This window comes from Ornithinimicrobium humiphilum (assembly GCF_006716885.1).
GTDB lineage: Bacteria > Actinomycetota > Actinomycetes > Actinomycetales > Dermatophilaceae > Ornithinicoccus > Ornithinicoccus humiphilus.
In genome coordinates, this window is sequence record NZ_VFPU01000001.1 from 385,966 (window position 1) to 407,958 (window position 21,993).

Sequence of the window (21,993 nt, forward strand, 5' to 3'; positions counted from 1 at the left end):
CCGAATCCCGCCCGGGTCGTCGCGGACGCGGCCCGTTCAGCCTGCCGGGAGCAGGGTCAGCAGGGTCGCCTCGGGCCGGCAGCAGAAGCGGAACGGCGTGTAGGGATTGCCACCCAGACCGGCGGAGACGTGCAGCCAGGCGGCGTCCGGGGGAGCGGCTGAGGAAGGGGTGCTGCCGGCCCCGGGCCACCAGCGGGACAGGCCCGACGCCCGTGACGTGTCGAGGTCGCAGTTGGTGACCAGGGCGCCGACGAAGGGCACCTGCAGCTGCCCGCCGTGCGTGTGCCCCGCGATCAGCAGCTGCGCCCCGTCGGACGCCATCGCGTCGAGCACCCGCTGGTAGGGCGCGTGGGTGACCCCGACGGTGAGGTCGGCGTCGGGGGCGGCCGGGCCCGCCACGGAGGCGTAGTCGTCGTAGCGCAGGTGTGGGTCGTCCACGCCGACGAGCTCCAGGCGCAGGCCGCCCACGTCGAGGCGCCCGCGGGCGTTGGTCAGGTCGAGCCAGCCGCCCCGGCCCAGCCCGGCCACGAGGTCCTCGGTCGGCAACCGGTGCGGGTCCCGGGGATCGGCCGGCCCCGGGCCGTGCTGGCCGGGCTCGGGCCTGGTGGTCCGCTCGGCCTTGACGTGGCTGTCGTCGAGGTAGCGCAGGGGGTTCTTGGCCCGGGGCGGGAAGTAGTCGTTGCTGCCCAGGACGAAGGCGCCCGGGACGTCGAGCAGCTCGCCGTAGGCCTCCAGCAGCGCCGGGACCGCGTCGCGGGCGGCGATGTTGTCGCCGGTGGTGACGACGAGGTCGGGGTGCAGCGCGGCCAGGCCGGCGACCCACTCCCGCTTGCGGTGCTGGCGCGGCACGAGGTGCAGGTCGGACAGGTGCAGCACCCGCAGCGGGGAGGCCCCCGGGGGCAGGCAGGGCACCTCGACCCGGCGCAGCGCGAACCACCGCGGCTCCACCCAGGTGGCGTAGGCGGCCGCTCCCGCGGCGAGCGCCGCGCCGGTTCCGAGCACACCCCATACCGGTCGAGTCATGCCCCCGATCCTCGCAGGTGGTCCCGGGAAAGGCGGTGCCCGCCCGAGCCCGCGGGTGAGAGACTGGCTGCCATGACGACAGAGCAGACCGGACTCAAGGCGACCCTGCAGCGCGACCTCACCGAGGCCATGCGCGCCCAGGACAAGGTGCGGGCCGGCACGCTGCGGATGGCCCTGACCGCCGTCACCAACGAGGAGGTCGCGGGCAAGGAGCAGCGCACCCTCTCCGAGGAGGAGGTGCTGCGCGTGGTCGCCAAGGAGGCCAAGAAGCGCCGCGAGGCCGCCGAGGCCTACACCGGGGCGGGGCGCCCCGAGCTGGCGGCGCAGGAGGAGGCCGAGCTGGCGGTGCTCGAGGGCTACCTGCCGGCGCAGCTGGACGACGCCGAGCTCACCCGGCTCGCCCAGGAGACCGTCGCCGAGCTCGGGGTCTCCGGGATGGCCGGCATGGGCCAGGTCATGAAGGCGCTGCAGCCCAAGATCGCAGGGCGCGCCGAGGGTGGCCGGGTGGCCGCCGCGGTGCGCGCGGCGCTCGGCGCCTGACGTCCCGAGGACGCGGAGAGGCGGCGCGGGCCGGCGCCCGCGCCGCCTCTCTCGTGCGCCTAGGAGTCCTCGCCGTCCCCGGGTGACCCGTCGTTGCCGCCGCCGCCACCGTTGCCGGGGCCACCGCCGTTGCCGGGGCCACCGCCGTTGCCGGGGCCACCGCCGTTGCCGTTGCCGGGGCCGCCGTCGTTCCCACCGCCACCGGTGTCGCCGCCGTCGCCCGGCGGGTCGGTGCCGGGGTCGGGGGTCGACGGCGCGGACGGGGGCGGTGCCGAGGTCGTCCCGCCGGAGGTGGACGGGCGCGAGGGCTGGACCACGCCCGGGCGGCCGGTCGAGACGTGCAGGACCACCTGGCGGGAGGTCTGGATCGAGCTGCCCACGCCCGGCGTCGTGTAGAGGACCGTGCCCGCGGGCGAGCCGGAGGCGACGTCCTGGGTCGTCGCGGTCAGACCCGCCTCGCGCAGCTTCTCGCGCGCGGCCTCCTGGTCGAGGCCGATGACCGGCGGGATGGTGACGCGGCGGCCGTTGAGGATCTCCTGCGACGGCTTCTCCCAGTCCTCGACGGGCAGGCCCTCGGAGGCCATGTCCATGATCTTCTTCCACGTCGGGGCCGCCAGCGAGGAGCCGAAGAGCGGACCGTCGATGTAGGTGTCGCCGATCGTGAGGTTCTCGCGGTCGGCGCCCGGGGAGGCACCGGTCGGCACGCCGACGAAGACCGCGGCGGACAGCTGCTTGGTGAAGCCGGCGAACCAGGTGTGGGTCGAGTTGTTGTTGGTGCCGGTCTTGCCGCCCGCGGGGCGGTTGCCGGCGAGGATCGCCTGGAAGCCCGAGCCCTGCGGGCTGACGACGCCCTTGAGCAGCTCGACGGTGCCGAGGGCGATCTCCTCGTCGAGGACGCGCTCGCACTCGGGCAGGTCGAGCGGGATCTCGTTGCCGTTGCCGTCGACGATCTTGGTGACCGGGACCGGCGGGCAGTAGATGCCGCCGGAGGCGAAGGTCGCGTAGGAGGCCGCCACCGTCATCGGGGAGGCGTAGTCCGATCCGAGCACGATGGCCGGCGGGAAGGGGCTGAACTGCTCGCCGGTGCTGTCGTGCATGCCCAGCCGCGTCATCGTCTCCACGATGTCGCAGGTGCCGACCTGGGAGGCCAGCGTCGCGAAGGCGGTGTTGATCGACAGCGCGGTCGCCTTGCGCAGCGTGATCTGCCGGTCGTGGTTGAGGTCGGAGGCGTTGCGGACCGTCCAGTAGTCCTCACCGATCGTGCAGCCCTCCTGGAAGTCCTCGGGCTTGAAGACGGCCACGGGGTGGACGCTGCCGGTCGGGGACTGCGGGCTCTCGGGGTTGTTGATCCACACCCCCGAGGCGTCGGCCTGCTGCGGCGGCGGCATCTCCAGGGTCGCCTCGATCGGCACGCCCTTCTCCAGCGCCTCGACGACGGTGTAGGCCTTCGCGACCGAGCCCAGCTCCATACCGCCCGGGCCGCCGTAGGCGCTGTCGACGTTCCAGTTGATCGAGGTGGTGGTGACCTTGTCGCCCGACTCGTCGAAGGTGTACTTGCTCGACTGGTGGAAGGCGAGCACCTTGCCGGTGCCCGGCTCGATGATCGTGGCCGCCGAGCCGATGTTGTACTTGTTCTTCGGGGTGGTCTCGCGCAGGATCTTGCGCAGCTCGCTGTTGATCTTGCTGTCCAGCGTCGTGGTGATCGTCAGACCGCCGGTCGTGAGGTTCTCGAGGCGCTCCTCCTGCGTCGCGCCGAGGGCCGGCTGGCGCAGCAGCCACGCGGTGACGTAGTCGCAGAAGTAGGGGTTGCGCGAGTTGATGCAGGAGCGCTGGCTGTCGGTCAGCTCCAGCTCGATCGGGCTCGCGGTGGCCTCGGCCCACTCCTCCTTGGTGATGTAGCCCTGGTTGAGCATGTTGTTGAGCACGGTGTTGCGCCGCGCCGTGGAGGTCTCGATGTCGTAGACCGGGTTGGTCGTGGAGGGGGCGCGGACGATGCCGGCCAGGGTCGCCGCCTGGGCGATGTTGAGGTCCTTGGCCTTGACGTTGAAGTAGTGCCGCGCGGCCGCCTCGACGCCGTAGACGTTGTCGCCGTAGAAGGCCAGGTTGAGGTAGCCGGTGAGGATCTCGTCCTTGGTCAGGCGCTCCTCGAGGGTGACGGCGTACTTGAGCTCGCGCAGCTTGCGGATGTAGCCCTCCATGCCGCCGCGGGCGCGCAGCTGCTTGAGGGCCTCGGCGTCGCGCTCCTTGACCGCCTCCTGCTCGAGCGCCATCTTGATGTACTGCTGGGTCAGGGTGGAGCCACCCTGGGTGCGGTCGCTGGTGGCGTTGGAGACCACGGCACGGGCCAGCGCCTCGACGTCGAGGCCGCCGTGCTGGAAGAAGCGCTCGTCCTCGATGGCGATCTGCGCGTTCTTCATGTGCGGGGAGATCTCGTCGCTGTCGACGATGATGCGGTTCTGCTTCGCCGGTGTGGCGAGGATGGCGCCGTCGGCCGTGAGGATGCGCGACTGCTGCGCCAGGGGGTTCTGGTCGAGGTCGCCGGGCAGGCGCTCGAACATGCCGACACCCTCGCGCGCGGCGAGCCCGGCGGCGCCGATCACGGGCGCGGCGAGTCCGGCGGCGATGACACCCATCAGCATCGCGACGGCGAGGAACACCCCGAGGAGCGAGGTCACCCGCGCGACGGTCAGAGCAGAACGCATGGCACAACGGTACGGGACGAGCCTGAAAAGCCCCCGTCAACGACGGCCGAGGAGCTGCTCGATCTGCTCGGTGAGCACCGCGAAGGTGGGGGCCGCCGGGTCGATGACGGGGAAGTGGGTCACCCCGTCGAGCAGCACCAGCCGGTCGCGGCCGGGGGTCGCGGCGGCGCGCCACCACGAGGAGGCCACCTCCAGCGGCACCTTCTCGTCGGCGGTGCCGTGCACCACGACCAGGGGGTATGGCGTGGGCCCGAGCCGGGCGGGGTCCGCCGCGGCGTAGCGCTCCGGCACCTCGGCGGGCGTGCCGCCGAGCAGGTCGACGGCCGCGCCCTCGTCGAGGTCGAGCTCGGCCACGGCCGCCAGGTCGAGGCAGCCGGCGAGGCTGACGGCGCCGGCGACGTCGGGCAGGTCGCCGCCGGCGGCTGCCGCGGGCTGGTGGAGCAGCCAGGCCGCCAGGTGGCCGCCGGCGGAGTGGCCGACGAGGACGACGGGCGCCGGCTCGGTGGCGGCGCGCCGTCGGACCGCGGTCAGCCCCGCGGCGGCGTCGGCGAAGGTCCCCGGCCAGCCGCCGCCCGGCATCCCGGTGCGGACGTACTCCACCAGCGCCACGGCATACCCCTGGGCCCGGAGGGCGTCGGCCAGCGGCCGCAGGTGGGTGCGGTCCCACTCGGCCCGCCAGAAGCCGCCGTGCACGAGCACGACCCATGCCCGGGGCGGGCCGGTGGGGAGGTAGAGGTCGACGACGTGGTGGTCCTCGGGGCCGGTGCGCAGCACCTCGTCGGGGTCCGGGGCGGGGCGGTCGAGGATGCCGCGGTCGGCGGTGGCGGTGGCGTCGTCGGCGTCCACGGTGGGGCGTCCTCCAGGAGGGTCGGTGCGGCGCTGCGCGACGATGGCGGAGCGGTAGGGTCGAGCCCTATGAGCAACGCCAAGTGGGAGTACGCCACCGTCCCCCTCATCATCCACGCGACCAAGCAGATCCTCGACCAGTGGGGCGAGGACGGCTGGGAGCTGGTGCAGGTGGTCCAGGGACCCGACGGCACCAACCTCGTCGCCTACCTCAAGCGTCAGAAGGGCTGAACCGGATGAGCACCGTCGAGCAGCGACTCGCAGAACTCGGTCACACCGTCCCGGAGGTCGCCGCCCCCGTCGCGGCCTACGTGCCCGCCATGCGGCACGGCGACCTCGTCTTCACGTCCGGCCAGCTGCCGTTCGTCGACGGCACGCTCCCGACGACCGGCAAGGTCGGCGAGGGCGAGGGTCTGGTCGACCCGGAGGAGGCCAAGCGCCTCGCCGCCCTGTGCGCGCTCAACGCCATCGCCGCGGTGAAGTCCGTCGTGGGTGACCTCGACAAGGTCGTCCGCGTCGTCAAGGTCGTCGGCTTCGTGTCGAGCGACCCGGCCTTCACCGGCCAGCCGGGCGTCATCAACGGCGCCTCCGAGCTGCTCGGCGCGGCGTTCGGCGAGGCCGGCGTCCACGCCCGCTCCGCGGTGGGTGTCGCGAGCCTGCCGATGGACACCCCGGTCGAGGTCGAGATCACCGTCGCCGTCGCCGACTGACGATGGACGACGTCGCCGCGGCGCAGCTGGGCGTGGTCCCGGGGCCCTACCGCGACTTCCCGATGCCCGTCGTCATCGAGGAGCACACCCGCGCCTGGCTGGCCACGCCGGCGCAGGAGCGGGCCGTGCCGGAGCCGCGGCCGTCCGCCACGGTGATGCTGCTGCGCGACGGCAGCGCCGGTGTGGAGGTCTTCGTGCTGCGCCGCGCGTCGTCGATGGCCTTCGCCCCGGGGATGGTCGCCTTCCCCGGCGGCGGGGTCGACCCCCGCGACGCCGACCCGGACGTGCCGTGGGCCGGTCCGTCCCCCGCGCAGTGGGCGGAGCGGCTCGGCACGCCCGAGTCCGTCGCGCGCGAGCTCGTCATCGCGGCGGCTCGCGAGGTCTTCGAGGAGTGCGGCGTCCTGCTCGCCGGCCCGTCCGCCGGGCAGGTCGTCGCCGACCTCACCGACCCCTCCTGGGAGGTCGAGCGGCAACGGCTGCTGGCGCGCGAGACCAGCTTCGGCGAGCTGCTCACCGGCCTGGGCCTGGTGCTGCGCAGCGACCTGCTCGCCGCCCGGGCCCACTGGCGGACGCCGGTGTGCGAGCCGCGTCGCTACGACACCCGCTTCTTCGCCGCCCGGCTCCCCGAGGGGCAGCGCGCGGCGCACCTGACCACCGAGGCCGACCGCGTGCACTGGGCCGTGCCGACCGAGCTGCTGGCCGCCCAGCGGCAGGGCACCGAGATCCTCCTGCCGCCGACGCAGGTCATGGTCGAGGAGCTGGCCGAGGTCGCCGACCTCGACACCTGGCTGGCCTCGGGGCCGGCGCGGGTGCAGGTCGTCCAGCCGTGGCCGGTCGAGCACGACGGGGCGCTGTGGATGCGCTGCCCCCTGGTGCAGGAGGACTGAGGGGTATGCAGCCGGCCGGGCCCGCGGACCCGTCCTGGAAGGGCGGGGCCTGGGGCGAGCGCGCCACCTGCGTGCTCTGCCCCAACCCCTCGCCGATGACCCTTGAGGGCACCAACACCTGGGTGCTCGCCGAGCCGGGCAGCGCCGAGGTCGTGGTCGTCGACCCCGGGCCGCTCGACGAGGGCCACCTGCGGGCGGTGCTCGACCACGTCGCCGGGCGCGACGCGCGGGTCGCCCTCACGCTGCTCAGCCACGGCCACTGGGACCACGCCGAGTCGGCCGACCGGTGGGCCGAGCTCACCGGGGCGCCGGTGCGGGCCGTCGGTCGCGGGCACGACGACCTGGCGCCGGGGGAGACCCTCGAGGTCGGCGGGCTGGAGCTGCTCGTCGTCCCCACACCGGGGCACACCGCCGACTCCGTCTCCTTCCTGCTGCCCGCCGAGCAGGTGCTGCTCACCGGGGACACCGTCCTCGGGCGCGGCACCACGGTGGTGGCCTATCCCGACGGCGACCTCACGGCATACCTGGAGTCGCTGGAGCGCCTGCAGCGGCTGACGCGGTCGGGCCGGGCCGCCAGCATCGCCCCCGGCCACGGGCCGGTCGTACCCGACGCGGCGGGCACGGTCGAGCACTACCTGCGGCACCGGGCCGAGCGGCTCGAGCAGGTGCGGGCGGCCGTCCTCGAGCTCGAGCAGGAGCCCGAGCCTGTGGGCGGGCTGCGCCGCGACCTTGCCGACCGGGTGGTGGAGCGGGTCTACGCCGACGTGCCTCGCGAGGTGTGGCCTGCGGCGCGGCTCAGCGTGCTGGCGCAGCTGGACTACCTGGGTCGTCTGGGCTGAGTCGCGGCGTCATCCGCCGTGGCGGCCCTGCAACCGGCCGGGGGCGTCCCCCGCTCAGCGGGCGCGGCGGCGCAGGCGGTCGAGGTCGTGCAGCGTGACCGACTTGGCCCCGAGGGTGATCCAGCCGCGGTGCGCGAAGTCGGCGAGGGCCTTGTTGACCGTCTCGCGGCTGGCGCCGACGAGCTGGGCCAGCTCCTCCTGGGTGAGCTCGTGGGCGACGAGCAGGCCGTTCTCGGTGCGCCGGCCGAAGCGGTCGGACAGGTCGAGCAGGGCCTTGGCCACACGGCCGGGCACGTCGGTGAACACCAGGTCGGAGATGCCCTCGTTGGTGCGCCGCAGGCGGTGCGCCAGGCCCGCGAGCATCTGCATCGCGACCTCGGGATGGTCGCCGAGGAAGACGCGCAGCGCGTCGTTGCCCAGCGAGACCAGCTCGGTGTTGCTCACGACGTAGGCGGTCGACAGCCGGGGGCCGGGGTCGAACAGGCTCAGCTCGCCGAACATCTCGCCGGGGCCGAGCACCGACAGCAGGCTCTCGCGGCCGTCCGCGGACCCCCTGGCGAGCTTGACCTTGCCGGTGACGATGACGTGCAGGGAATCGCCCTTGTCGCCCTCCCGGAAGACGATGTCCCCTCGAGACAGTCGACGCGGCGTCATCGAGTCCAGCAGCCGACGGGCCGACTCCTCGTCCAGCGCCGAGAAGAGCGGCGCCTTCATCACCACATGACGGTCCACGACCCCATAGTGCCACCTGAGGGACCAACGGGGCGCATGGGGTGTGTCGGGGGTCACGTCTAGGCTAGGTCCGTGAGCAGCGACAACGCCCTGATGGAGCCGTCCACGCCGACCGGGGAGACGACGTTGGCGCTGACCCGCCGGGCGCGTCGCATCTACCGGCTGCTGTCCGAGCGCTATCCCGACGCGCGGGCCGAGCTCGACTTCACCAACCCCTACCAGCTCCTGGTCGCCACCGTGCTCTCGGCGCAGACGACCGACGTCCGGGTCAACGGCGTGACGCCGACGCTCTTCGCCCGCTATCCCGACGCGCGGGCGCTCGCGGCGGCCGACCGCACCGAGGTCGAGACGATCATCCAGCCGACCGGCTTCTTCCGCGCCAAGACCGACAGCCTGCTCAAGCTGGCCAGCACCCTGGTGGAGAAGTACGACGGCGAGGTGCCCTCGCGGCTCAAGGACCTCGTGACGCTTCCCGGCGTCGGCCGCAAGACCGCCAACGTCGTGCTGGGCAACGCCTTCGGCATCCCTGGCATCACGGTCGACACCCACTTCGGCCGGCTCGCCCGGCGCTTCGGCTGGACCGACTCCGAGGACCCGGTCAAGGTCGAGCACGAGGTGGGGGCGCTCTTCCCGCGCAAGGAGTGGACCCAGCTGTCCAACGTGCTGATCTTCCACGGTCGGCGCACCTGCCACGCCCGCAACCCCGCCTGCGGGGCGTGCCCGGTCGCGCGGCTCTGCCCGGCCTACGGCGCAGGCGAGACCGATCCCGTCAAGGCGCAGAAGCTGCTGCGCACGGGGCCGCGGGCGTGACGGCATACCCGCCCCCGGAGTGGCTCACCGCCTTCGTCGAGGCGGTGCCGAGCCTGGGCGGTCACCGGTTCAGCCGGTTCCTGCCGCCGCCGGAGGGCGGGCGCCGTTCGTCGGCGGTGCTCGTGCTCTTCGCCCCGGGCGTGGAGCCGGACCGCCCCGAGGAGACGAGCGTGGTCATCACCGAGCGGGCGCACAGCATGCGCTCGCACGCGGGGCAGCCCGCCTTCCCGGGCGGCGGCACCGAGGAGCAGGACGCCAACGCGGTCGGCACGGCGCTGCGCGAGGCCGAGGAGGAGGTGGGCCTCGACCCGACGAGCGTCGAGGTCCTCGCCGACCTGCCCACCCTGCACATCCCCGTCAGCGGCTACGACGTCACGCCGGTCCTCGGGTGGTGGCGCGACCCCGCGCCGCAGAGCCTGTGGGCGCGCGACCGGCGTGAGGTGGCGCGCGTGGTCCAGCCGTCGGTGTCCTGGCTCGTCGACCCGCGCAACCGCTTCCTGGTGCGTCACCCGAGCGGGTTCGTGGGGCCCGCGTGGGACGTCGACGGCCTGCTCGTGTGGGGCTTCACCGCCGGCGTGCTCGACCGGATCCTCGACCTCGCGGGGATTGCGCAGGACTGGGACCGCTCGGTCGTGCGGGAGCTGTCGATCTAGGGGGCGGGCCTCAGGCGCCGCCGCCCGGCCCCGGCTCGACGAGACGCGCCGGCGGGGTGGGGTTCTTGAGCTGCTCGGGAGCGGTCTTGAGCGCCGCCACCGTCTGCTGGGCGTTGTCGATCGTGCGCTGCGGCTTGCCCTTGACCTGGGTCACGGACTTCTTGCCGATGAGCGCCAGGACGCCGGCGATCAGGAAGAGGATGCCGGCCACGATGAGCAGGCCCGCCCACCAGGGCAGCCAGATGGCGATCACGCCGGCCAGCCCCAGGAGCAGGAGCATGAGGCCGTAGAGACCGAGCACCCCCGCCCCGGCGAACATGCCGGCACCCTTGCCCGCGTGCTGCAGGTCGGCCTTGATCTCGGCCTTGGCGAGCTCGACCTCGCCGCGCACGATCTGGGACAGATCCGTGGACACGTCGCTGACGAGCTGGCCGATGGTGCGCTCGGTGCCCAGGAGGGGCTGCTTGCGGGGGTCAACGGGGGATGCCATGCCTGGGATGCTAGCGCGGGGTTTCGTGGCCTGCAGGTCCGACGGGGTGCCCCCGGGCCTGGCGCGATCCCGAGCCGATCTCGTCGCCCGCGCAGACGGTGTCCGCCCAGCACCCCCTGTTTAGTGCCGGGCGGACACCGTGTCGACTCTCCGGTCCCGTGACAGCCGGCGGGGCCTCTCCCGAAGGGGCCGCCTCGTCGATGAGGCAAGTTTGCCACCCGTGGCACGGGGGTACTAGCCAAATTCGGTCAAGGTTTGTTAAAGACCTACCGGTATCGGGCTCCCGGGTCCGCGTCCTTACAGTGACCGGGTGACTTCTCCCGTGGCCGACGCCCTCCAGGACCTCGCCCGCCTTCCCGGGGTCGAGGACGGTGTCGTCGCCGCGCGCGACGCCTGCACCCAGCTGCGCTGGCACCAGGCGCTGCGCCGTCGCATCCCCGAGGCCGCCGCCGAGTCGCGGGTCCGCGGTGCGGCTGCGAGCGCCCTGCTCGAGGGCGCCGAGCCGGCTGGCTCGCGGGGCAGCACCGACCTCGTCCGCGACCTGGTCCGCGGGGCCGTCGCCTGGGACGCCCGCGCCGACGACCCGGTATGGCGTGTGCTGGCCGGGGTGGTCCGCGCCACCGCCGCCACCGAGACGGTCACGGCGGCCTCGCTGCGGGCCCCCGCGCAGGTCCTGGCCGCACTGCATACCGCCGCCACGGGCGAGCTGCTGCCGATGGACCAGGTCGGGCGCCCGCGACGCGAGGGCGAGGAGTGCCGCGAGTGGGCCGAGCTGGGGCCGGCGCCCGGCCCGGCGGAGGTCCAGGAGCGGCTCGGGCTGGTGCACGAGCTGCTCGCGACCGTGCCCGCGGGGCGCACCCCCGTCCTCCTCGTGGCGGCCGTCGCGCATGCCGAGATCGTGAGCGCCCGCCCGTTCGTCCTCGGCAACGGCGTCGTGGCGCGTGCCGTCGAGCGGGTGGTGCTGCGCGCCGGAGGGCTCGACCCCACCGGGGTCGCCGTGCCCGAGGTGGGGCACGCCGACCGGGCGGGCACCGACTACCGGGGCGCCCTGGGGGCCTACGCGGAGGGCTCCGCGGACGGTGTCCGGCTGTGGCTGCTGCACTGCGCCGAGGCCGTCGAGAGGGCCGCCGCGGAGGGCACGCGGATCGCCGACGCGGTCCTGGCCGGCCGCCTGGACGGTCTGCGCTAGGGGGCTTCGCGCGCCCCCACCCGCAGGGGTGGTGGACCTGTGCGATCCCCGACAATCGGTCGTAGACGGGACCAGGAGTCCCGTTTAGGTCTCTGAACAGGGCTTTTGTGTGATCGACGCAACCGTGACGGCTCGATTTCGCCCTTGCACCGGTAGTTGAGCGCGTGACATACTGACGGGACAGCGCTCCTCGCAAGAGTTGCAGCGCGGGTGTCCGGGGTCATCCCCCCCTGATCTCGGACACCGACGGCCCCGGCTTCCCCCCCGCCGGGGCCGTCCCCTATTCCGGGCCAGTTCTTCCGGCGCTCCTCGGGCGACATCCACATGGTTGCGGTGGCGGGGCTCGGCGTCCACAGCCGGGTCTCGGGTCGTGGCCGCGGGCCTGCGGCGCCGCGCACCGTGGGGGGCATGGATCTTCGCGCCCTCCGCCTCAGGTGTCCGCGACGTCGGCCCGGACAGCCGGCTCCGGGGGTGCTGGCGGGGGTCGCGGGATGAGCGACGTGGACGAGCGGGCGGAGGTCGCGGCCGCGCTCGGACCGCTGGCCGCCCACCTGTCGGACGGTCGGGTGACCGACATCCTGGTCAACGGTGCGGCCGGGGTCTGGGTCGACCGAGGCGGCGGTGTCGAGCCCGTCGAGAGCCCGTTGCGGGACGAGCGCACGGTGCGGCGGTTGGCGGTGCGGCTGGCAGGTCTGGCCGGTCAGCGTCTCGACGACGCCAGCCCGTGGGTCGACGGGCTGCTGCCCGGAGGCATCCGGCTGCACGCCGTCCTGCCGCCCCTGGTGGCCGGGGGCGCCCACGTCAGCCTGCGGGTGCCGAGGCGGGCGGGCCCGACGCTGGAGGACCTGCGGGCCTGGGGCGCGCTCGACGCCGTGGCCCTCCGGGTGCTGGAGGCGGTGGTGGCCGCAAAGGTGTCGTTCGTCGTGTCGGGCGGCACCGGGTCGGGCAAGACGACCGTCCTGGCGGCGATGCTGGCGCGGGTGCCGGCCTCCGAGCGGATCGCGGTGGTGGAGGACGTCCGCGAGCTGCGGGTCGACCACCCGCACGTGGTGCACCTGCAGGGCCGGAGCAACAACGTCGAGGGCCGGGGCGAGGTGACCCTGCCGACGCTGGTCCGGCAGAGCCTGCGGATGCGGCCGGACCGGCTCGTCGTGGGCGAGGTGCGCGGCGCCGAGGTCCGCGAGCTGCTCACCGCGCTCAACACCGGGCACGAGGGCGGGTGCGGCACCGTGCACGCCAATGCGGCCGCAGACGTCGTCAGCCGGATGGAGGCGCTGGGGGCGCTGGCCGGTCTCGGCCCCGCCGCCGTCCACGCCCAGCTCGCCAGCGCGATCGAGGTCGTCCTGCACGTGGTGCGTGGTCGGGACGGGGCCCGGCGGCTGGCCGAGGTGGCCGTCCTGGAGCCGGTCACCGGCGTCGTCAGGTCAGTGCCCGCCCTCCTCGGCGCTCCGGGAGCCTGGACCGCCGGGCCGGCCTGGCCACGGCTGGCGCGCCGCGCGGGGCTGCCGGACGAGCCGGAGGGTGTGTGGCCCGGGCCGGGCGACGAGCCGGAGCAGGTCGGTCACCGCCCCAGCCCAGGGAATGGGCAAGGGCGGGTTCCGGCGCAGATTCCGGCGCAGATTCCGGCGCACGTTCCGGTGATCGACGCCGGTGGCGAGGTGCACGTAGGAGCGAGCCGGTGATGGACGTCGCGGTCTGGATCGCAGGACCGCTGGCGGCGCTCGCCGTGCTGGTCTGGCCTCGACGCGACGTCGCCGGTGACGCGACGACCCCAGACGGCGGCGCCGTGCCCGGCCGAGGCCAGGGTGGACCGCGCGCTGCCCGGCCGGACCTCGGCGAGCGGCGTCGGCGGCCGAGCCAGCGGGCGGGCCTGGGCGCTGCCGCGCGGGTGGCGCAGGACCTCGTCCGTCGGGTGCGGTCCGCCCTGAGGAGCAGGAGTTCGACGGCGCGGGACGTGGCTCGGGAGGTCCAGCTCCTGGACGGACTGGCCGCCGCGCTGGAGGCCGGGCTGCCCGTCCCCCAGGCGGTCGAGGTCGCGCTGGCACCGCAGGGCGGCGCCGTCGACGGGCCCTGGGCGGAGCTGCACCGGGCCGCGGTCGAGGGTCAGCCGCTCGGCCAGGCCTGGCAGCGCGTGGCCCGTCGCACACGGAGCCCCACGGCGGCCGCGGTCGCACGGGCCTGGGCCGTCGCGGCGGCGAGCGGCGCGCCGGTGGCGGCCGCCGTCCGGTCCAGCGCCCAGGCCGCCCGCGAACGGCGCCGGCTCGAGCGCGCCGTCGAGACCGCGACCGCGGGAGCGCGGGCGACGGCAACCGTGCTCACCGTCCTGCCCGTCGCGGGTGTGGGCCTGGCGACCCTGCTGGGCGTGCCACCGCAGCACCTCTACGGCCACCCGCTCGCCGTCGCGTCCGCTGCGCTCGGTGTCGTGCTGCTGGCGGTCGGCGCGCTCGTCGTCCGCCGCATGGTGGCCAGCGTCCTGGCGGCCGTGACGTGATCGCGCTCGTCCTGCCGCTGCTGTGCGGCGTCGCCGCGGGGGCCGCAGTCCTCGTGCTGCCGCGCCGGAGCGATCCGGAGTGGACCCCGCGCGCGGCGTGGGGGGCCTCGGGCACCCGTCTGCCCACGCGGCCGGGCGGGGTCGTCGCGCTGCTCGTCGGTCGCAGGGGAGGCGTCCGACCTCGGTGGCGGCGAGGCGGGATCGGCTCTCGCGTGATCGGTTCTCGCGTGGCCGGTTCTCGCGTGATCGGTTCTCGGGGGATCGGCTCGGCGCGGGTGGGGGCGACCGGGCCCTCGGCGGTGGCCCCGGCCCACCCGGCCACGGTGCCCGAGGCGCTGGAGCTGCTGGCGCTGGCCCTCCTCGGTGGCGGTTCGCTCTCCTCCGCCGTCTCACGCGTCGGGGCGGTGCTCCCGGGAGGTGTCGGAGCCGACCTGTCCGAGGTCGCCGTCCGCCTCCGTCGGGGCATGCCCGGTGAGGAGGCCTGGGAGGGGCTGGAGCCGTCGTGGGAACCGGCCTGGCGAAGCCTCCAGCTCGCCGAGGCTGCGGGAGTGCCGCCCGGCCAGGCGTTGGGCCGCGCTGCCCAGGACCTGCGGCGCGACGCGGTGGCCGACGTCGAGGTCGCCGCCGCCAAGCTCGGGATCCGGCTCGTCGTGCCCCTCGGGCTGGCTTTCCTCCCGGCCTTCGTGCTGACGACCGTGCTGCCGCTCGTCCTGGCACTGATGCGCGACCTGTCCTGGTGAGGCACGCCCGCCCCTCCGCCCTGCCTGTCCCTTCCCCGTGTCCTCCATGGCCGCTCCCTTCCCCGTGTCCTCCATGGCCGCTCCCTTCCCCGTGCCCGCCGCTGGCCCGTGCGGGGACCTCGCACGTCGGCGCATCCTCGGGCCTTCGGGTGAGCGGGGTCGTCCACACCGGGCGGGTGGCGGCGCGGCTGTCCACACCAGGCCGGCGGACCCTGGCCGCGCCTCCCGAGGCGCAGGAGCGTGGCAGCACGCAGCCGGCACACCCGCCGCGCTGCGCCGACCCACAGGAGGGGACATGAGGAAGAGCACCTTGAGGCAGCGTCTGGTTCTGATGGCCGGGGAGCTGCGTCGCAGGCCCGATGCCGGCATGAGCACGGCGGAATACGCCGTGGGCACCATGGTGCCATGTTGGTCAGCGTACTCCGCGACCTAACACGGTCTGACCTGGGGTTTTGCGGGGCCAACAGCGATCGCGAACACCGAACCGTCGGGACTTGCCGTGCCTTAAGGGTGCGTCGCGGAGGTGCCGTAGTCCAGCGCGGTGAGCCACCGTCGGAGCGTCGGGACTTGTACACCAGCAGCAGCAGCCACCGAGCGCTCGTCCGCCCCGGCGGCGAGTGCTACCGCGGCACGGCGAACAAGGACGTGTCTGACTTCCTCCAACTCACGTCCGGACGCTTGCACCTTGGCTAGAGCCGCTGTCGCGCGCGGGATGTCCTCGTCGCTTGCCACGGGACGGGAGGCTATCCGGAAGGCCAGGCTGGCGCCGTACAGAGTTCGCGCGACCCGGTGGAGCTCCTTGTCCTGGCTGGTCAGGTGTACGACGGCGACGCCTCGCGAGCTCGTCCGTCGGGACCATTTTGCAACCGGCAGAATGCTGGCCAGCGCTTAGCCCGGGTTTGCGCGCTCTCGGGGAGGCCGGCTGACTCTTGGCACGACGGCACCGAACCTGCACGACCGTCGACCCCTGGAGGTTGAGGCGGGGCTCAAACGACTTATGTCTCATTCCGCGAATTGCCATGACAGGCGCGCTCTTCAGGCCCTAGAGTTCGCCTACTCGAGCGGCAGGTCGCCCTCGTGCAGGGGACGTAAATCGAATGAACAGGACACTTCTACGTCGCCGTCTACTGCGGCAACGGCCAGCGCGGCACTGGCCCTGGCGCCAGCGATGATGACGACCACGCCCGCGGCGGCAGCAACGAAATAGCGGCTGAGTCTACGTCGTCGTCGACCACAGCGTCTGCGGAACACCGGGCGTGAAGGTCCGCAACGTCCAGGCCAACTTCCAGTGGAGCGGAGGGTCCTCGACGATCAACTGGGAGGGGGACGGCGACAACGTCGTCTACCCCAAGGTGGCGCTCGGCAAGAAGACGAAGTACCAGATCAACGTCAAGTGCTACAAGAAGGCCGACGGCCGGTGGACTCCGGTCGGCTTCCGGGCGCTGCAGGGGTCGTTCACCCCCAAGTCTCACAAGCAGTGGATCACGGTCCGGTGAGGTAAGGAGGGAGCGCCGGTCGGCCTTGACCGGCGCTCCCGGCCGGCTGCGGCTCAGCTGCGCCACGCCTCCAGGTCACGCCGCTGAACGGCGAGCTGCGACTGGGGACCGTAGAAGTCCTCGAGCACCCGGAGCGCCCGCAGCACCAGCTGGCGACCCGGCTCGTCGATCCGGCCGGTGAGCCGGAGCAGGGCGAACCCGGTGGAGTTCACGATGGTGGGCGTGTCGACGTCGGTCTCGTCAGGGTCAGCTGCGGGCTCCATGCCGACATCGTCGAGGCCCTGCTCGGCGAGGAGCCTGGCGACGGTCGTCCCAGGGCCGAGCTCGTCGCGCCGGTAAGCAAGATCCCGGACGATGTCCCACCCCTCGTCTGAGCCGAACGGGGCGAACTCCTCGCCCGTGTCCTCGTAGAGCGGGTCGACGAAGTGGGCACGGAAGGCAGGGTGGGCCTCCGGCAGCTCCAGGTCGTCGTCGTCCTCGTTCATGGGGCGACCCTAGCCCCGACGACGGCGGGGACAGGTGCCCTGACCGGCGACAGCCAGGTCCACCGGCATGTTCAGCGGTGCCAGCGGGGTCATCGCGGACTCGTCGGCCCGCGACCACAGGGGGGTTCGAGGCGGAGGTCATCGCGTCGTAGGGCGCGGCGGTGATGAGCACCCTGCCCTTGTGCTCGGCCACGTTGAACGAGACCGGGCGGCGGCCCCGTGTGCCAGCGCGACCCCGAGCCGGTCACGTATGCTCCCGAGGGCAGCATGGGTCACGGGGTCTGGGGCGGAGCGGCAGCCGCGGGCCGCGAGGCGTGCCCGCTGGTCGATTTGTGCCATGTCTACGCCCAGGAGGCGCCGAGCGCACACGTGGGGGAGGAGTGGGCTGGATCCCCGGTCCAGGTGCGTGAGCGCGGGGTGAGGCGCGCAACTACCGCCCGACACACGAGATCTTGCACAACGTGGTACGCAATCGCGGCAGGATCATCGAGCACTTCAACGCGACCAAGCCGCAGGTTCGTGCCGCGCGGGGCTGACGTCCAATGAAAGCTCTGGTCAGCGACTTGCGGCGCACGAGAATCGCACACGAGTATTCAGCTTGGGATCTTCTCCGAGAGCTCGCGAAGTGGTGGTCAACGGGGCGGAAGTGCTGTACCACCTGCAGAGACGCGATGCCCGCGTCACCCCGCGGGTGTGGATAACCGTAGCGGGGTAAGACGTGCCTGTGGACGGACGCGAGGGGTGACGGTGTGACGTGCAAGGGTTCTCTCAGTGGTTCAGAACGACCAAGGAGAAGCCAGACATGGCAGATGTGTTCCTCTACGCCGATGAGACCGGCAACCTCGACTACGCGGGTGCGGGCAAGCACGGCGCGTCGGCGTACTTCGGCTTCGGCACCGCCGTCTTCAACGGTGACCACGGGGACGCCCTGATGGAGGGACTGCGACTGCGGGCGGAGGTGACCGCCACGGGGGTCACGCTGCCGAGGGGCTTCCACGCGGTGGATGACTCGAACGCCACCCGGGGGCAGATGTTCGAGCTGATCGCAGAACAGGCTCCCCGGTTCGACACCACCTTCTTGCTCAAGGCGGGTGCGTATCCCCGCGTCAAGGCCGAGGGCGAGATGCGGCTCTACAAGTTGGCGTGGTACCTCCACTTCAAGGAGATCGCACTGCAGGTGTCGAACCGAGGTGACCGTCTCTACGTCATCGCAGGCACCTTCGGCACCAAGCAGCGACGCAGCCAGGCCGAAGCAGCCCTGCACGACGTCTGTCGGCAGGTGAATCGAGACATCCGGCTCTGCGTCTGGGAGGCCGCCACCTCATGGGGGCTCCAGGTGGCTGATTACGGTCTGTGGGCGGCGCACCGAGACCTGCGCGGGAAGCACTGCTACTGGTACGGCAAGTGCGTGGAGCCGACCCTGCAGTCGAGGTTCGCCCCGTGGGGCGTCGAGCCCGTCACGCCCCCACTGCCGACAAGTTAAATGCCGGCTATCCCCATCAGGGGAAGAGGCCCCCTGGGCCTCTTATCACCGGCAACCTCAGTAAAGCACGAACGAGGGACAGGGTGTGCGGCAGGAGTGTGTGACAAGGACAACGTTCGTGGGGCTGACCCGCCCTACCTCTGCTCCTTTAGGGTGTCGCCCAAGGTCAACCTACGAGGGGGTAGTGATGAGCCGGACCGCCGGAGTGGTCTCAGGCGTCGCGTTCGGAGCGATGGCGCTGACCGGGTGCGGGGGAGGTGCAACAGACGAAGCCGCGCAGGCGGCTTACGACGCGTGTGCGGACAGCGAGGCCGACGCGCCACTCTTCCGCCTGGACGGAGACACCGTGCACGTCGAGTTGAAGGGTGACAACGCACGGCAACTGGGCAACATGCCGGACATCGCGGGACAGATCGGGACCGACCCGCAGGACATGGACCTGAGCGGGTTCGGCGTGGGGCTTGCCCTCCTCGCGGGACTCGACTGCATGAGTGAGCACACGGGCTTCCCGGGTGCGAGCAGCGATCTTGAGGCCGGGGACGAGTGGGAGGGCTGGCGGTACACGTATGAGAGCGGCGCGGGCTCCGAGGAGACCCACTCCTTCACCGCTACGTCGTAGGGGGCCGACACATGGACATGCACATTGGTGCCAGCGTCGCGCACGAGCGGCGAAAGCTCGAAGCTGTCGCGGACGCCCACGCCGCGCACGAGCGAGCGGCCCGAGCCGAGCGGGTCGCGCGGGAGGCGCGGGACCGAGCGATCCACGCGGCGGTGCGCGCCGGGGTCTCCTATGCCGAGATCAGCCGGACCACTGGGCTGTCGGTGGCGCGGGTCTCGCACATCGCCAACGCGTCGAACGTGTCCTAGAGAAGTACGACCCACAGCCACCGGGGAGACTTCGGTTTGGTGTTCTTCAGCCCGATGACGCTGCGCGCTTCCTTGGCGAAGGCTTCGCGGAGGTCCTCGATCTCGCCCTCCCACTTCTGTCGCGCCGCCTCGCGGCCGGCCTTGTCAGCCGTGTCGGATGACGATGCCCACCTTCGATAGGAATCGCGCAAGCCCTCGGCCGCCTTGAATGTCGAGTCGTCGAACAGCAGCCGAATCTGCTGGAGCGAGAACACGACCGTCCTGACTGCTTCTTGGTACTTCTCTTTGGCCTCGTCCTTGTCACCCTGACCCCCGAGCGTCTTGTTCCGCTTGGTGATCGAGTGTCCAAGGCGCACGGTATCGGCTAAGAAGGTGGACGCTGCTTCCCTTTGAATCGCCGCGTAGCGGTAGCGGTCCTCCCTACGGTTGTCTAACCACTTGCCAACGAAGCCGCCCCCTAGTACCGACCCTAGGAACGTCACCGCTGGCGCTATCGCGCCCCAGATCTGAGTCGCAGTCGCCGCTTCCTCTGCCGCCATGCTCGGACCCTACTGCTGAGGTGGCTGACCGGTACCTTCGCACCCCTGAGACGCGCTAGATCCAATATTCAGAACCTTGGGTTTGAGGATCCGAGCACACGGCGCTTGAGTCGTGTGCAAGCCGGCGGGCTCGTCAGCGCGGCCCGCTGTCAGTTGGCCAGCGCTCGGTACAGAGTGGCTCTCCCCACGGAGAAGCGCCGGGCCACCGCGGCTTTAGGAACTCCAGCTGCGACCTGTGCCCGTATCTCGGCGACCTGGTCAGGGGACAACTTCGGTGCCCGTCCACGGTAGGCGCCGCGAGCCCGCGCCTTCGCGACGCCCTCGCGCTGGCGTTGGCGGATCAGGGCACGCTCGAGTTCAGCCACCGAGCCGAGCAACTGCAACTGGAAGTTCGCGTAGGGGTCGTCGGCGCCTGGCCGAAAAACCAGCTGTTCGCGTAGGAATTCGACAACGACCCCACGATCGACGAGCGACTGGACTGTCGTGACTAGGTCGACGAGCGACCGGGCCAGCCGGTCCATCGACCAAACGCGTAAAGTGTCGCCGTCCCGCAGATAGCTCATCATGTCGCGATAGGCCGGCCGGTCGGTGGTGCCAGCAGACGCGTGGTCTTCAAAGACCCGGTCGACCCGACCTACGTCCTGTCTATCGGTCCGCTGATCCCAACTGCTCACCCGGACGTAAGCGACGACTTGTCCCTGTTCGGTCATGTCTAGATCTCCGTTCAGAACCGTCTCACGGGCCTATCTCGGACCCTAACGGACGGTGTGGCGGCATGTGTCGATGTGGATCGCTGGGGTGTACCCCAGCGACACTATGCGCGCCGACTCGATGCCGGCGCTTCGCGAACCGGAACCGTTGCGGCCGGTCAGCTCCACGAACTCGCCGTCCATCTTGCGCAGCGGGACCGAGGCCTGCTCGTCGTTGGTGACGCCCTGGACGTCGGTGGCGGAGGTGATGGTGGTGGGCGCGGTGGCGTTCATGCCGGGGCTGGTGTGGCGGCAGCGGATGAGACACGATGTGCTCCGGTGCGCGCCCGGGGAGGTGCCGCGCACGGACCGCATGGGTATTACCGATGAGGAGACCTGCGTGAGTTTCTACCTTGGCCCCACCCGGCCCGTGACCAGCCTCAGCACCTGGGAGGAGGTGGAGCTCGCCGCCCAGGGTGGGCTGCTGGAGGAGAACCAGTGGGTCGAGCTCAAGAAGGACCTCGGCCCGGCCAACAAGGCTGTCAACACCGAGCTCGCCAAGGACCTCGCATCGCTGTCCGTCGACGGCGGCCTGCTCATCTTCGGGGTGGCCGACGACGGAACGCCGGTCGGCTGCGACGCCGAGGCCATCATCCCCCGCATCTCCCAGGTCGCCGGGCACGGCATCACCCCGGCGCTCTCCCCCGTCATCCACAACCCGATCCCCCACCCGGAGGACCCGGGCAAGGCGGTGCTCATCGTCGCCGTCCCCGCCTCCCCCGTCGGTCCGCACATGGTCGACGACCGGTACTGGGGACGGTCCTCCCACGGCAAGCAGGTGCTGTCGGACCCCGACGTCCGGCGGCTCCTCCTCCTCAGAGCCGCCGCCCAGGAGGGGTTCGAGGACCGGTTGCGTGCCCTGGCAGCCGACGACCCCCTGGACTCCCGGGTCGTCGGTGGCCCCGAGAACGGTCACCTCTACGTGCTTGCCGAGCCCCTCGGGCCGATCCCGCACCCGCACCCTCTCTCCGACGCCGACCTGCTCCGCGAGCAGCTGCGCAAGGTCTCCCCCTCGGGGTGGAGGTCCGGGCTGGAGAAATGCTCGAGCTCGGGTCGGGATCCGGACGGCGCCGCGCTCGTCACCATCGCTGAGGAGGTGGCGGCCGACCGCGAACGAGGGCTCACCTTCGTCTCTCTCAAGGATGACGGTCGGCTGGTCGTGGTGTCCGGTGGGGCCACGGCCGTCCTGCCGCAGCGTGGTGGCGAGCACCGGGGGATCCTTATCGGCCTGATCACCAGGCTCACGTATCAGACGCTCCAGCTCGTGCGGAACCTCAGTCTTGACGCCTGGGGGTACCAGGGGCCCTGGCAGGTTGGCGTGCTCGCCACCGACCTGCGTGGACTGCCGCCCCTGCTCGACGCCCTCGACAGCGTGGGCGAGTATCGGGCGGCCGACTACCAGCGCACGATCGTCACGACGCCGGCAACGTGGGGCGGCAGCGGGTCGGCCGACGAGGCCGCTGAGCAGCTGCTCTCAGGCTTCTTCCGCGGCCTCGGCATCGACGGGTGGAGCGTCGATGTAATGCTGAGGCGCCACGGCTGAGTCAGGGCCCCGGTGCGGCGGGCGTGCTCGGCCACCGGGTCGTACTCGCCCTGCGGCCAGACCACCCGTGCCACCCCGGCACCGGCCAGGGTCCGTAAGGTTCGGCCGCCGTGTCATCAACGACGACTGCACACGCGGGCATCCTGTTGCCGAACGGCACACCCCGGGCGACTGGGATG

At 72.2% G+C, this 21,993-nt stretch carries 25 protein-coding genes; 16 read left to right on the forward strand and 9 right to left on the reverse strand.

The window, feature by feature from the left end; all coding sequences use genetic code 11:
- Positions 1-36: 36 nt before the first annotated feature.
- Positions 37-1,023, reverse strand: a complete 987-nt coding sequence (locus FB476_RS01740) for a metallophosphoesterase (RefSeq protein ID WP_141817256.1) — start codon at positions 1,021-1,023, stop codon at positions 37-39.
- A 72-nt stretch (positions 1,024-1,095) separates the two neighbouring features.
- Between FB476_RS01740 and FB476_RS01745 the strand changes: the two genes are divergently transcribed.
- Positions 1,096-1,563 (forward strand): GatB/YqeY domain-containing protein, encoded by a 468-nt coding sequence (locus FB476_RS01745; RefSeq protein WP_141817257.1) that lies wholly within the window; start codon positions 1,096-1,098, stop codon positions 1,561-1,563.
- Positions 1,564-1,622: 59 nt separating this feature from the next.
- Here the strand turns inward: FB476_RS01745 and FB476_RS01750 are convergent, their stop codons facing one another.
- Positions 1,623-4,265 carry a transglycosylase domain-containing protein gene (locus tag FB476_RS01750; protein WP_141817258.1) on the reverse strand — a complete coding sequence of 881 codons (2,643 nt, stop codon included), beginning with the start codon at positions 4,263-4,265 and terminating at the stop codon, positions 1,623-1,625.
- 36 nt (positions 4,266-4,301) lie between these two features.
- Positions 4,302-5,111: an alpha/beta hydrolase family protein gene (locus tag FB476_RS01755; RefSeq protein WP_170233493.1), complete on the reverse strand. Its 810-nt coding sequence runs from the start codon at positions 5,109-5,111 to the stop codon at positions 4,302-4,304.
- A gap of 69 nt (positions 5,112-5,180) precedes the next feature.
- Here FB476_RS01755 and FB476_RS01760 point away from each other — a divergent pair, with 69 nt between their 5' ends.
- Genes FB476_RS01760 through FB476_RS01775 form a run of 4 tightly spaced genes read left to right on the forward strand, consistent with a single transcriptional unit; the run spans position 5,181 to position 7,547 of the window.
- A complete protein-coding gene (locus tag FB476_RS01760) occupies positions 5,181-5,342 on the forward strand; it encodes a Sp36 family protein (RefSeq protein WP_141817260.1) in 162 nt (53 codons plus the stop codon).
- A gap of 5 nt (positions 5,343-5,347) precedes the next feature.
- Positions 5,348-5,821 (forward strand): RidA family protein, encoded by a 474-nt coding sequence (locus FB476_RS01765; RefSeq protein ID WP_141817261.1) that lies wholly within the window; start codon positions 5,348-5,350, stop codon positions 5,819-5,821.
- Between the two features lie 2 nt (positions 5,822-5,823).
- Entirely contained in the window at positions 5,824-6,708 is an 885-nt protein-coding gene (locus tag FB476_RS01770; protein ID WP_202876873.1) for an NUDIX hydrolase, read from the forward strand.
- A 5-nt stretch (positions 6,709-6,713) separates the two neighbouring features.
- Positions 6,714-7,547: an MBL fold metallo-hydrolase gene (locus FB476_RS01775; RefSeq protein WP_141817262.1), complete on the forward strand. Its 834-nt coding sequence runs from the start codon at positions 6,714-6,716 to the stop codon at positions 7,545-7,547.
- A gap of 54 nt (positions 7,548-7,601) precedes the next feature.
- On the opposite strand, the gene FB476_RS01780 is transcribed toward FB476_RS01775, so the two are convergent.
- Positions 7,602-8,279, reverse strand: coding sequence for a Crp/Fnr family transcriptional regulator (locus FB476_RS01780; RefSeq protein WP_141817263.1), 678 nt, complete (start codon positions 8,277-8,279; stop codon positions 7,602-7,604).
- A 93-nt stretch (positions 8,280-8,372) separates the two neighbouring features.
- On the opposite strand from FB476_RS01780, the gene nth reads away from it, so the two are divergent.
- Together nth and FB476_RS01790 are read left to right on the forward strand one after the other, a co-directional pair.
- On the forward strand, positions 8,373-9,089 hold the full coding sequence (nth, locus tag FB476_RS01785) for an endonuclease III (RefSeq protein WP_141819720.1): 717 nt from the start codon (positions 8,373-8,375) through the stop codon (positions 9,087-9,089).
- Positions 9,086-9,742, forward strand: coding sequence for an NUDIX hydrolase (locus FB476_RS01790; RefSeq protein ID WP_141817264.1), 657 nt, complete (start codon positions 9,086-9,088; stop codon positions 9,740-9,742). The genes nth and FB476_RS01790 overlap by 4 nt, the downstream gene beginning before the upstream one ends.
- A gap of 10 nt (positions 9,743-9,752) precedes the next feature.
- Here FB476_RS01790 and FB476_RS01795 read toward each other — a convergent pair whose 3' ends face one another.
- Positions 9,753-10,232 (reverse strand): phage holin family protein, encoded by a 480-nt coding sequence (locus FB476_RS01795; protein WP_141817265.1) that lies wholly within the window; start codon positions 10,230-10,232, stop codon positions 9,753-9,755.
- A 310-nt stretch (positions 10,233-10,542) separates the two neighbouring features.
- On the opposite strand from FB476_RS01795, the gene FB476_RS01800 reads away from it, so the two are divergent.
- The 5 genes from FB476_RS01800 (at position 10,543) to FB476_RS01825 (ending at position 16,148) form a co-directional block, all read left to right on the forward strand.
- Positions 10,543-11,421, forward strand: a complete 879-nt coding sequence (locus FB476_RS01800; RefSeq protein WP_141817266.1) for a Fic family protein — start codon at positions 10,543-10,545, stop codon at positions 11,419-11,421.
- A 434-nt stretch (positions 11,422-11,855) separates the two neighbouring features.
- Positions 11,856-13,103 (forward strand): TadA family conjugal transfer-associated ATPase, encoded by a 1,248-nt coding sequence (locus tag FB476_RS01805; protein WP_420359343.1) that lies wholly within the window; start codon positions 11,856-11,858, stop codon positions 13,101-13,103.
- Positions 13,103-13,912, forward strand: coding sequence for a type II secretion system F family protein (locus FB476_RS01810; RefSeq protein WP_238329718.1), 810 nt, complete (start codon positions 13,103-13,105; stop codon positions 13,910-13,912). Before FB476_RS01805 ends, FB476_RS01810 begins: the two co-directional genes overlap by 1 nt.
- Positions 13,909-14,652: a type II secretion system F family protein gene (locus FB476_RS17080; RefSeq protein WP_141817269.1), complete on the forward strand. Its 744-nt coding sequence runs from the start codon at positions 13,909-13,911 to the stop codon at positions 14,650-14,652. Before FB476_RS01810 ends, FB476_RS17080 begins: the two co-directional genes overlap by 4 nt.
- Before the next feature lie 1,256 nt (positions 14,653-15,908).
- Positions 15,909-16,148, forward strand: coding sequence for a hypothetical protein (locus FB476_RS01825; RefSeq protein ID WP_141817270.1), 240 nt, complete (start codon positions 15,909-15,911; stop codon positions 16,146-16,148).
- Between the two features lie 53 nt (positions 16,149-16,201).
- On the opposite strand, the gene FB476_RS01830 is transcribed toward FB476_RS01825, so the two are convergent.
- Complete coding sequence (locus FB476_RS01830) at positions 16,202-16,633, reverse strand: hypothetical protein (protein WP_141817271.1); 432 nt, start codon at positions 16,631-16,633, stop codon at positions 16,202-16,204.
- An 802-nt stretch (positions 16,634-17,435) separates the two neighbouring features.
- Between FB476_RS01830 and FB476_RS01835 the strand changes: the two genes are divergently transcribed.
- The 3 genes from FB476_RS01835 to FB476_RS01845 all read left to right on the forward strand — a co-directional run bounded on the left by FB476_RS01835 (position 17,436) and on the right by FB476_RS01845 (position 18,983).
- Positions 17,436-18,116 (forward strand): DUF3800 domain-containing protein, encoded by a 681-nt coding sequence (locus FB476_RS01835; RefSeq protein WP_141817272.1) that lies wholly within the window; start codon positions 17,436-17,438, stop codon positions 18,114-18,116.
- A 187-nt stretch (positions 18,117-18,303) separates the two neighbouring features.
- The gene (locus FB476_RS01840; RefSeq protein ID WP_141817273.1) at positions 18,304-18,735 is read left to right on the forward strand and encodes a hypothetical protein; all 432 of its coding nucleotides are present in this window, start codon (positions 18,304-18,306) and stop codon (positions 18,733-18,735) included.
- A gap of 11 nt (positions 18,736-18,746) precedes the next feature.
- Complete coding sequence (locus FB476_RS01845; protein WP_141817274.1) at positions 18,747-18,983, forward strand: hypothetical protein; 237 nt, start codon at positions 18,747-18,749, stop codon at positions 18,981-18,983.
- On the opposite strand, the gene FB476_RS01850 is transcribed toward FB476_RS01845, so the two are convergent.
- From FB476_RS01850 to FB476_RS16330, 3 genes are all read right to left on the reverse strand, one after another.
- Entirely contained in the window at positions 18,980-19,522 is a 543-nt protein-coding gene (locus FB476_RS01850) for a hypothetical protein (protein ID WP_141817275.1), read from the reverse strand. The two genes, FB476_RS01845 and FB476_RS01850, sit on opposite strands and share 4 nt — an antisense overlap.
- Before the next feature lie 149 nt (positions 19,523-19,671).
- Positions 19,672-20,232 carry a recombinase family protein gene (locus FB476_RS01855; protein ID WP_141817276.1) on the reverse strand — a complete coding sequence of 187 codons (561 nt, stop codon included), beginning with the start codon at positions 20,230-20,232 and terminating at the stop codon, positions 19,672-19,674.
- Between the two features lie 45 nt (positions 20,233-20,277).
- Entirely contained in the window at positions 20,278-20,505 is a 228-nt protein-coding gene (locus tag FB476_RS16330) for a hypothetical protein (RefSeq protein ID WP_170233494.1), read from the reverse strand.
- A gap of 106 nt (positions 20,506-20,611) precedes the next feature.
- On the opposite strand from FB476_RS16330, the gene FB476_RS01860 reads away from it, so the two are divergent.
- Positions 20,612-21,814 (forward strand): AlbA family DNA-binding domain-containing protein, encoded by a 1,203-nt coding sequence (locus FB476_RS01860; protein WP_170233495.1) that lies wholly within the window; start codon positions 20,612-20,614, stop codon positions 21,812-21,814.
- The last annotated feature ends 179 nt before the right edge of the window (positions 21,815-21,993 follow it).

Bases quoted from the DNA above. Each gene is read 5' to 3' on its own strand.
- FB476_RS01740 (WP_141817256.1), bottom strand. From the start codon at position 1,023: ATGACTCGACCGGTATGGGGTGTGCTCGGAACCGGCGCGGCGCTCGCC.
- FB476_RS01745 (WP_141817257.1), top strand. From the start codon at position 1,096: ATGACGACAGAGCAGACCGGACTCAAGGCGACCCTGCAGCGCGACCTC.
- FB476_RS01750 (WP_141817258.1), bottom strand. From the start codon at position 4,265: ATGCGTTCTGCTCTGACCGTCGCGCGGGTGACCTCGCTCCTCGGGGTG.
- FB476_RS01760 (WP_141817260.1), top strand. From the start codon at position 5,181: ATGAGCAACGCCAAGTGGGAGTACGCCACCGTCCCCCTCATCATCCAC.
- FB476_RS01765 (WP_141817261.1), top strand. From the start codon at position 5,348: ATGAGCACCGTCGAGCAGCGACTCGCAGAACTCGGTCACACCGTCCCG.
- FB476_RS01770 (WP_202876873.1), top strand. From the start codon at position 5,824: ATGGACGACGTCGCCGCGGCGCAGCTGGGCGTGGTCCCGGGGCCCTAC.
- FB476_RS01775 (WP_141817262.1), top strand. From the start codon at position 6,714: ATGCAGCCGGCCGGGCCCGCGGACCCGTCCTGGAAGGGCGGGGCCTGG.
- nth (WP_141819720.1), top strand. From the start codon at position 8,373: ATGGAGCCGTCCACGCCGACCGGGGAGACGACGTTGGCGCTGACCCGC.
- FB476_RS01795 (WP_141817265.1), bottom strand. From the start codon at position 10,232: ATGGCATCCCCCGTTGACCCCCGCAAGCAGCCCCTCCTGGGCACCGAG.
- FB476_RS01810 (WP_238329718.1), top strand. From the start codon at position 13,103: ATGGACGTCGCGGTCTGGATCGCAGGACCGCTGGCGGCGCTCGCCGTG.
- FB476_RS01830 (WP_141817271.1), bottom strand. From the start codon at position 16,633: ATGAACGAGGACGACGACGACCTGGAGCTGCCGGAGGCCCACCCTGCC.
- FB476_RS01835 (WP_141817272.1), top strand. From the start codon at position 17,436: ATGGCAGATGTGTTCCTCTACGCCGATGAGACCGGCAACCTCGACTAC.
- FB476_RS01840 (WP_141817273.1), top strand. From the start codon at position 18,304: ATGAGCCGGACCGCCGGAGTGGTCTCAGGCGTCGCGTTCGGAGCGATG.
- FB476_RS01845 (WP_141817274.1), top strand. From the start codon at position 18,747: ATGGACATGCACATTGGTGCCAGCGTCGCGCACGAGCGGCGAAAGCTC.
- FB476_RS01850 (WP_141817275.1), bottom strand. From the start codon at position 19,522: ATGGCGGCAGAGGAAGCGGCGACTGCGACTCAGATCTGGGGCGCGATA.
- FB476_RS01855 (WP_141817276.1), bottom strand. From the start codon at position 20,232: ATGACCGAACAGGGACAAGTCGTCGCTTACGTCCGGGTGAGCAGTTGG.
- FB476_RS16330 (WP_170233494.1), bottom strand. From the start codon at position 20,505: ATGAACGCCACCGCGCCCACCACCATCACCTCCGCCACCGACGTCCAG.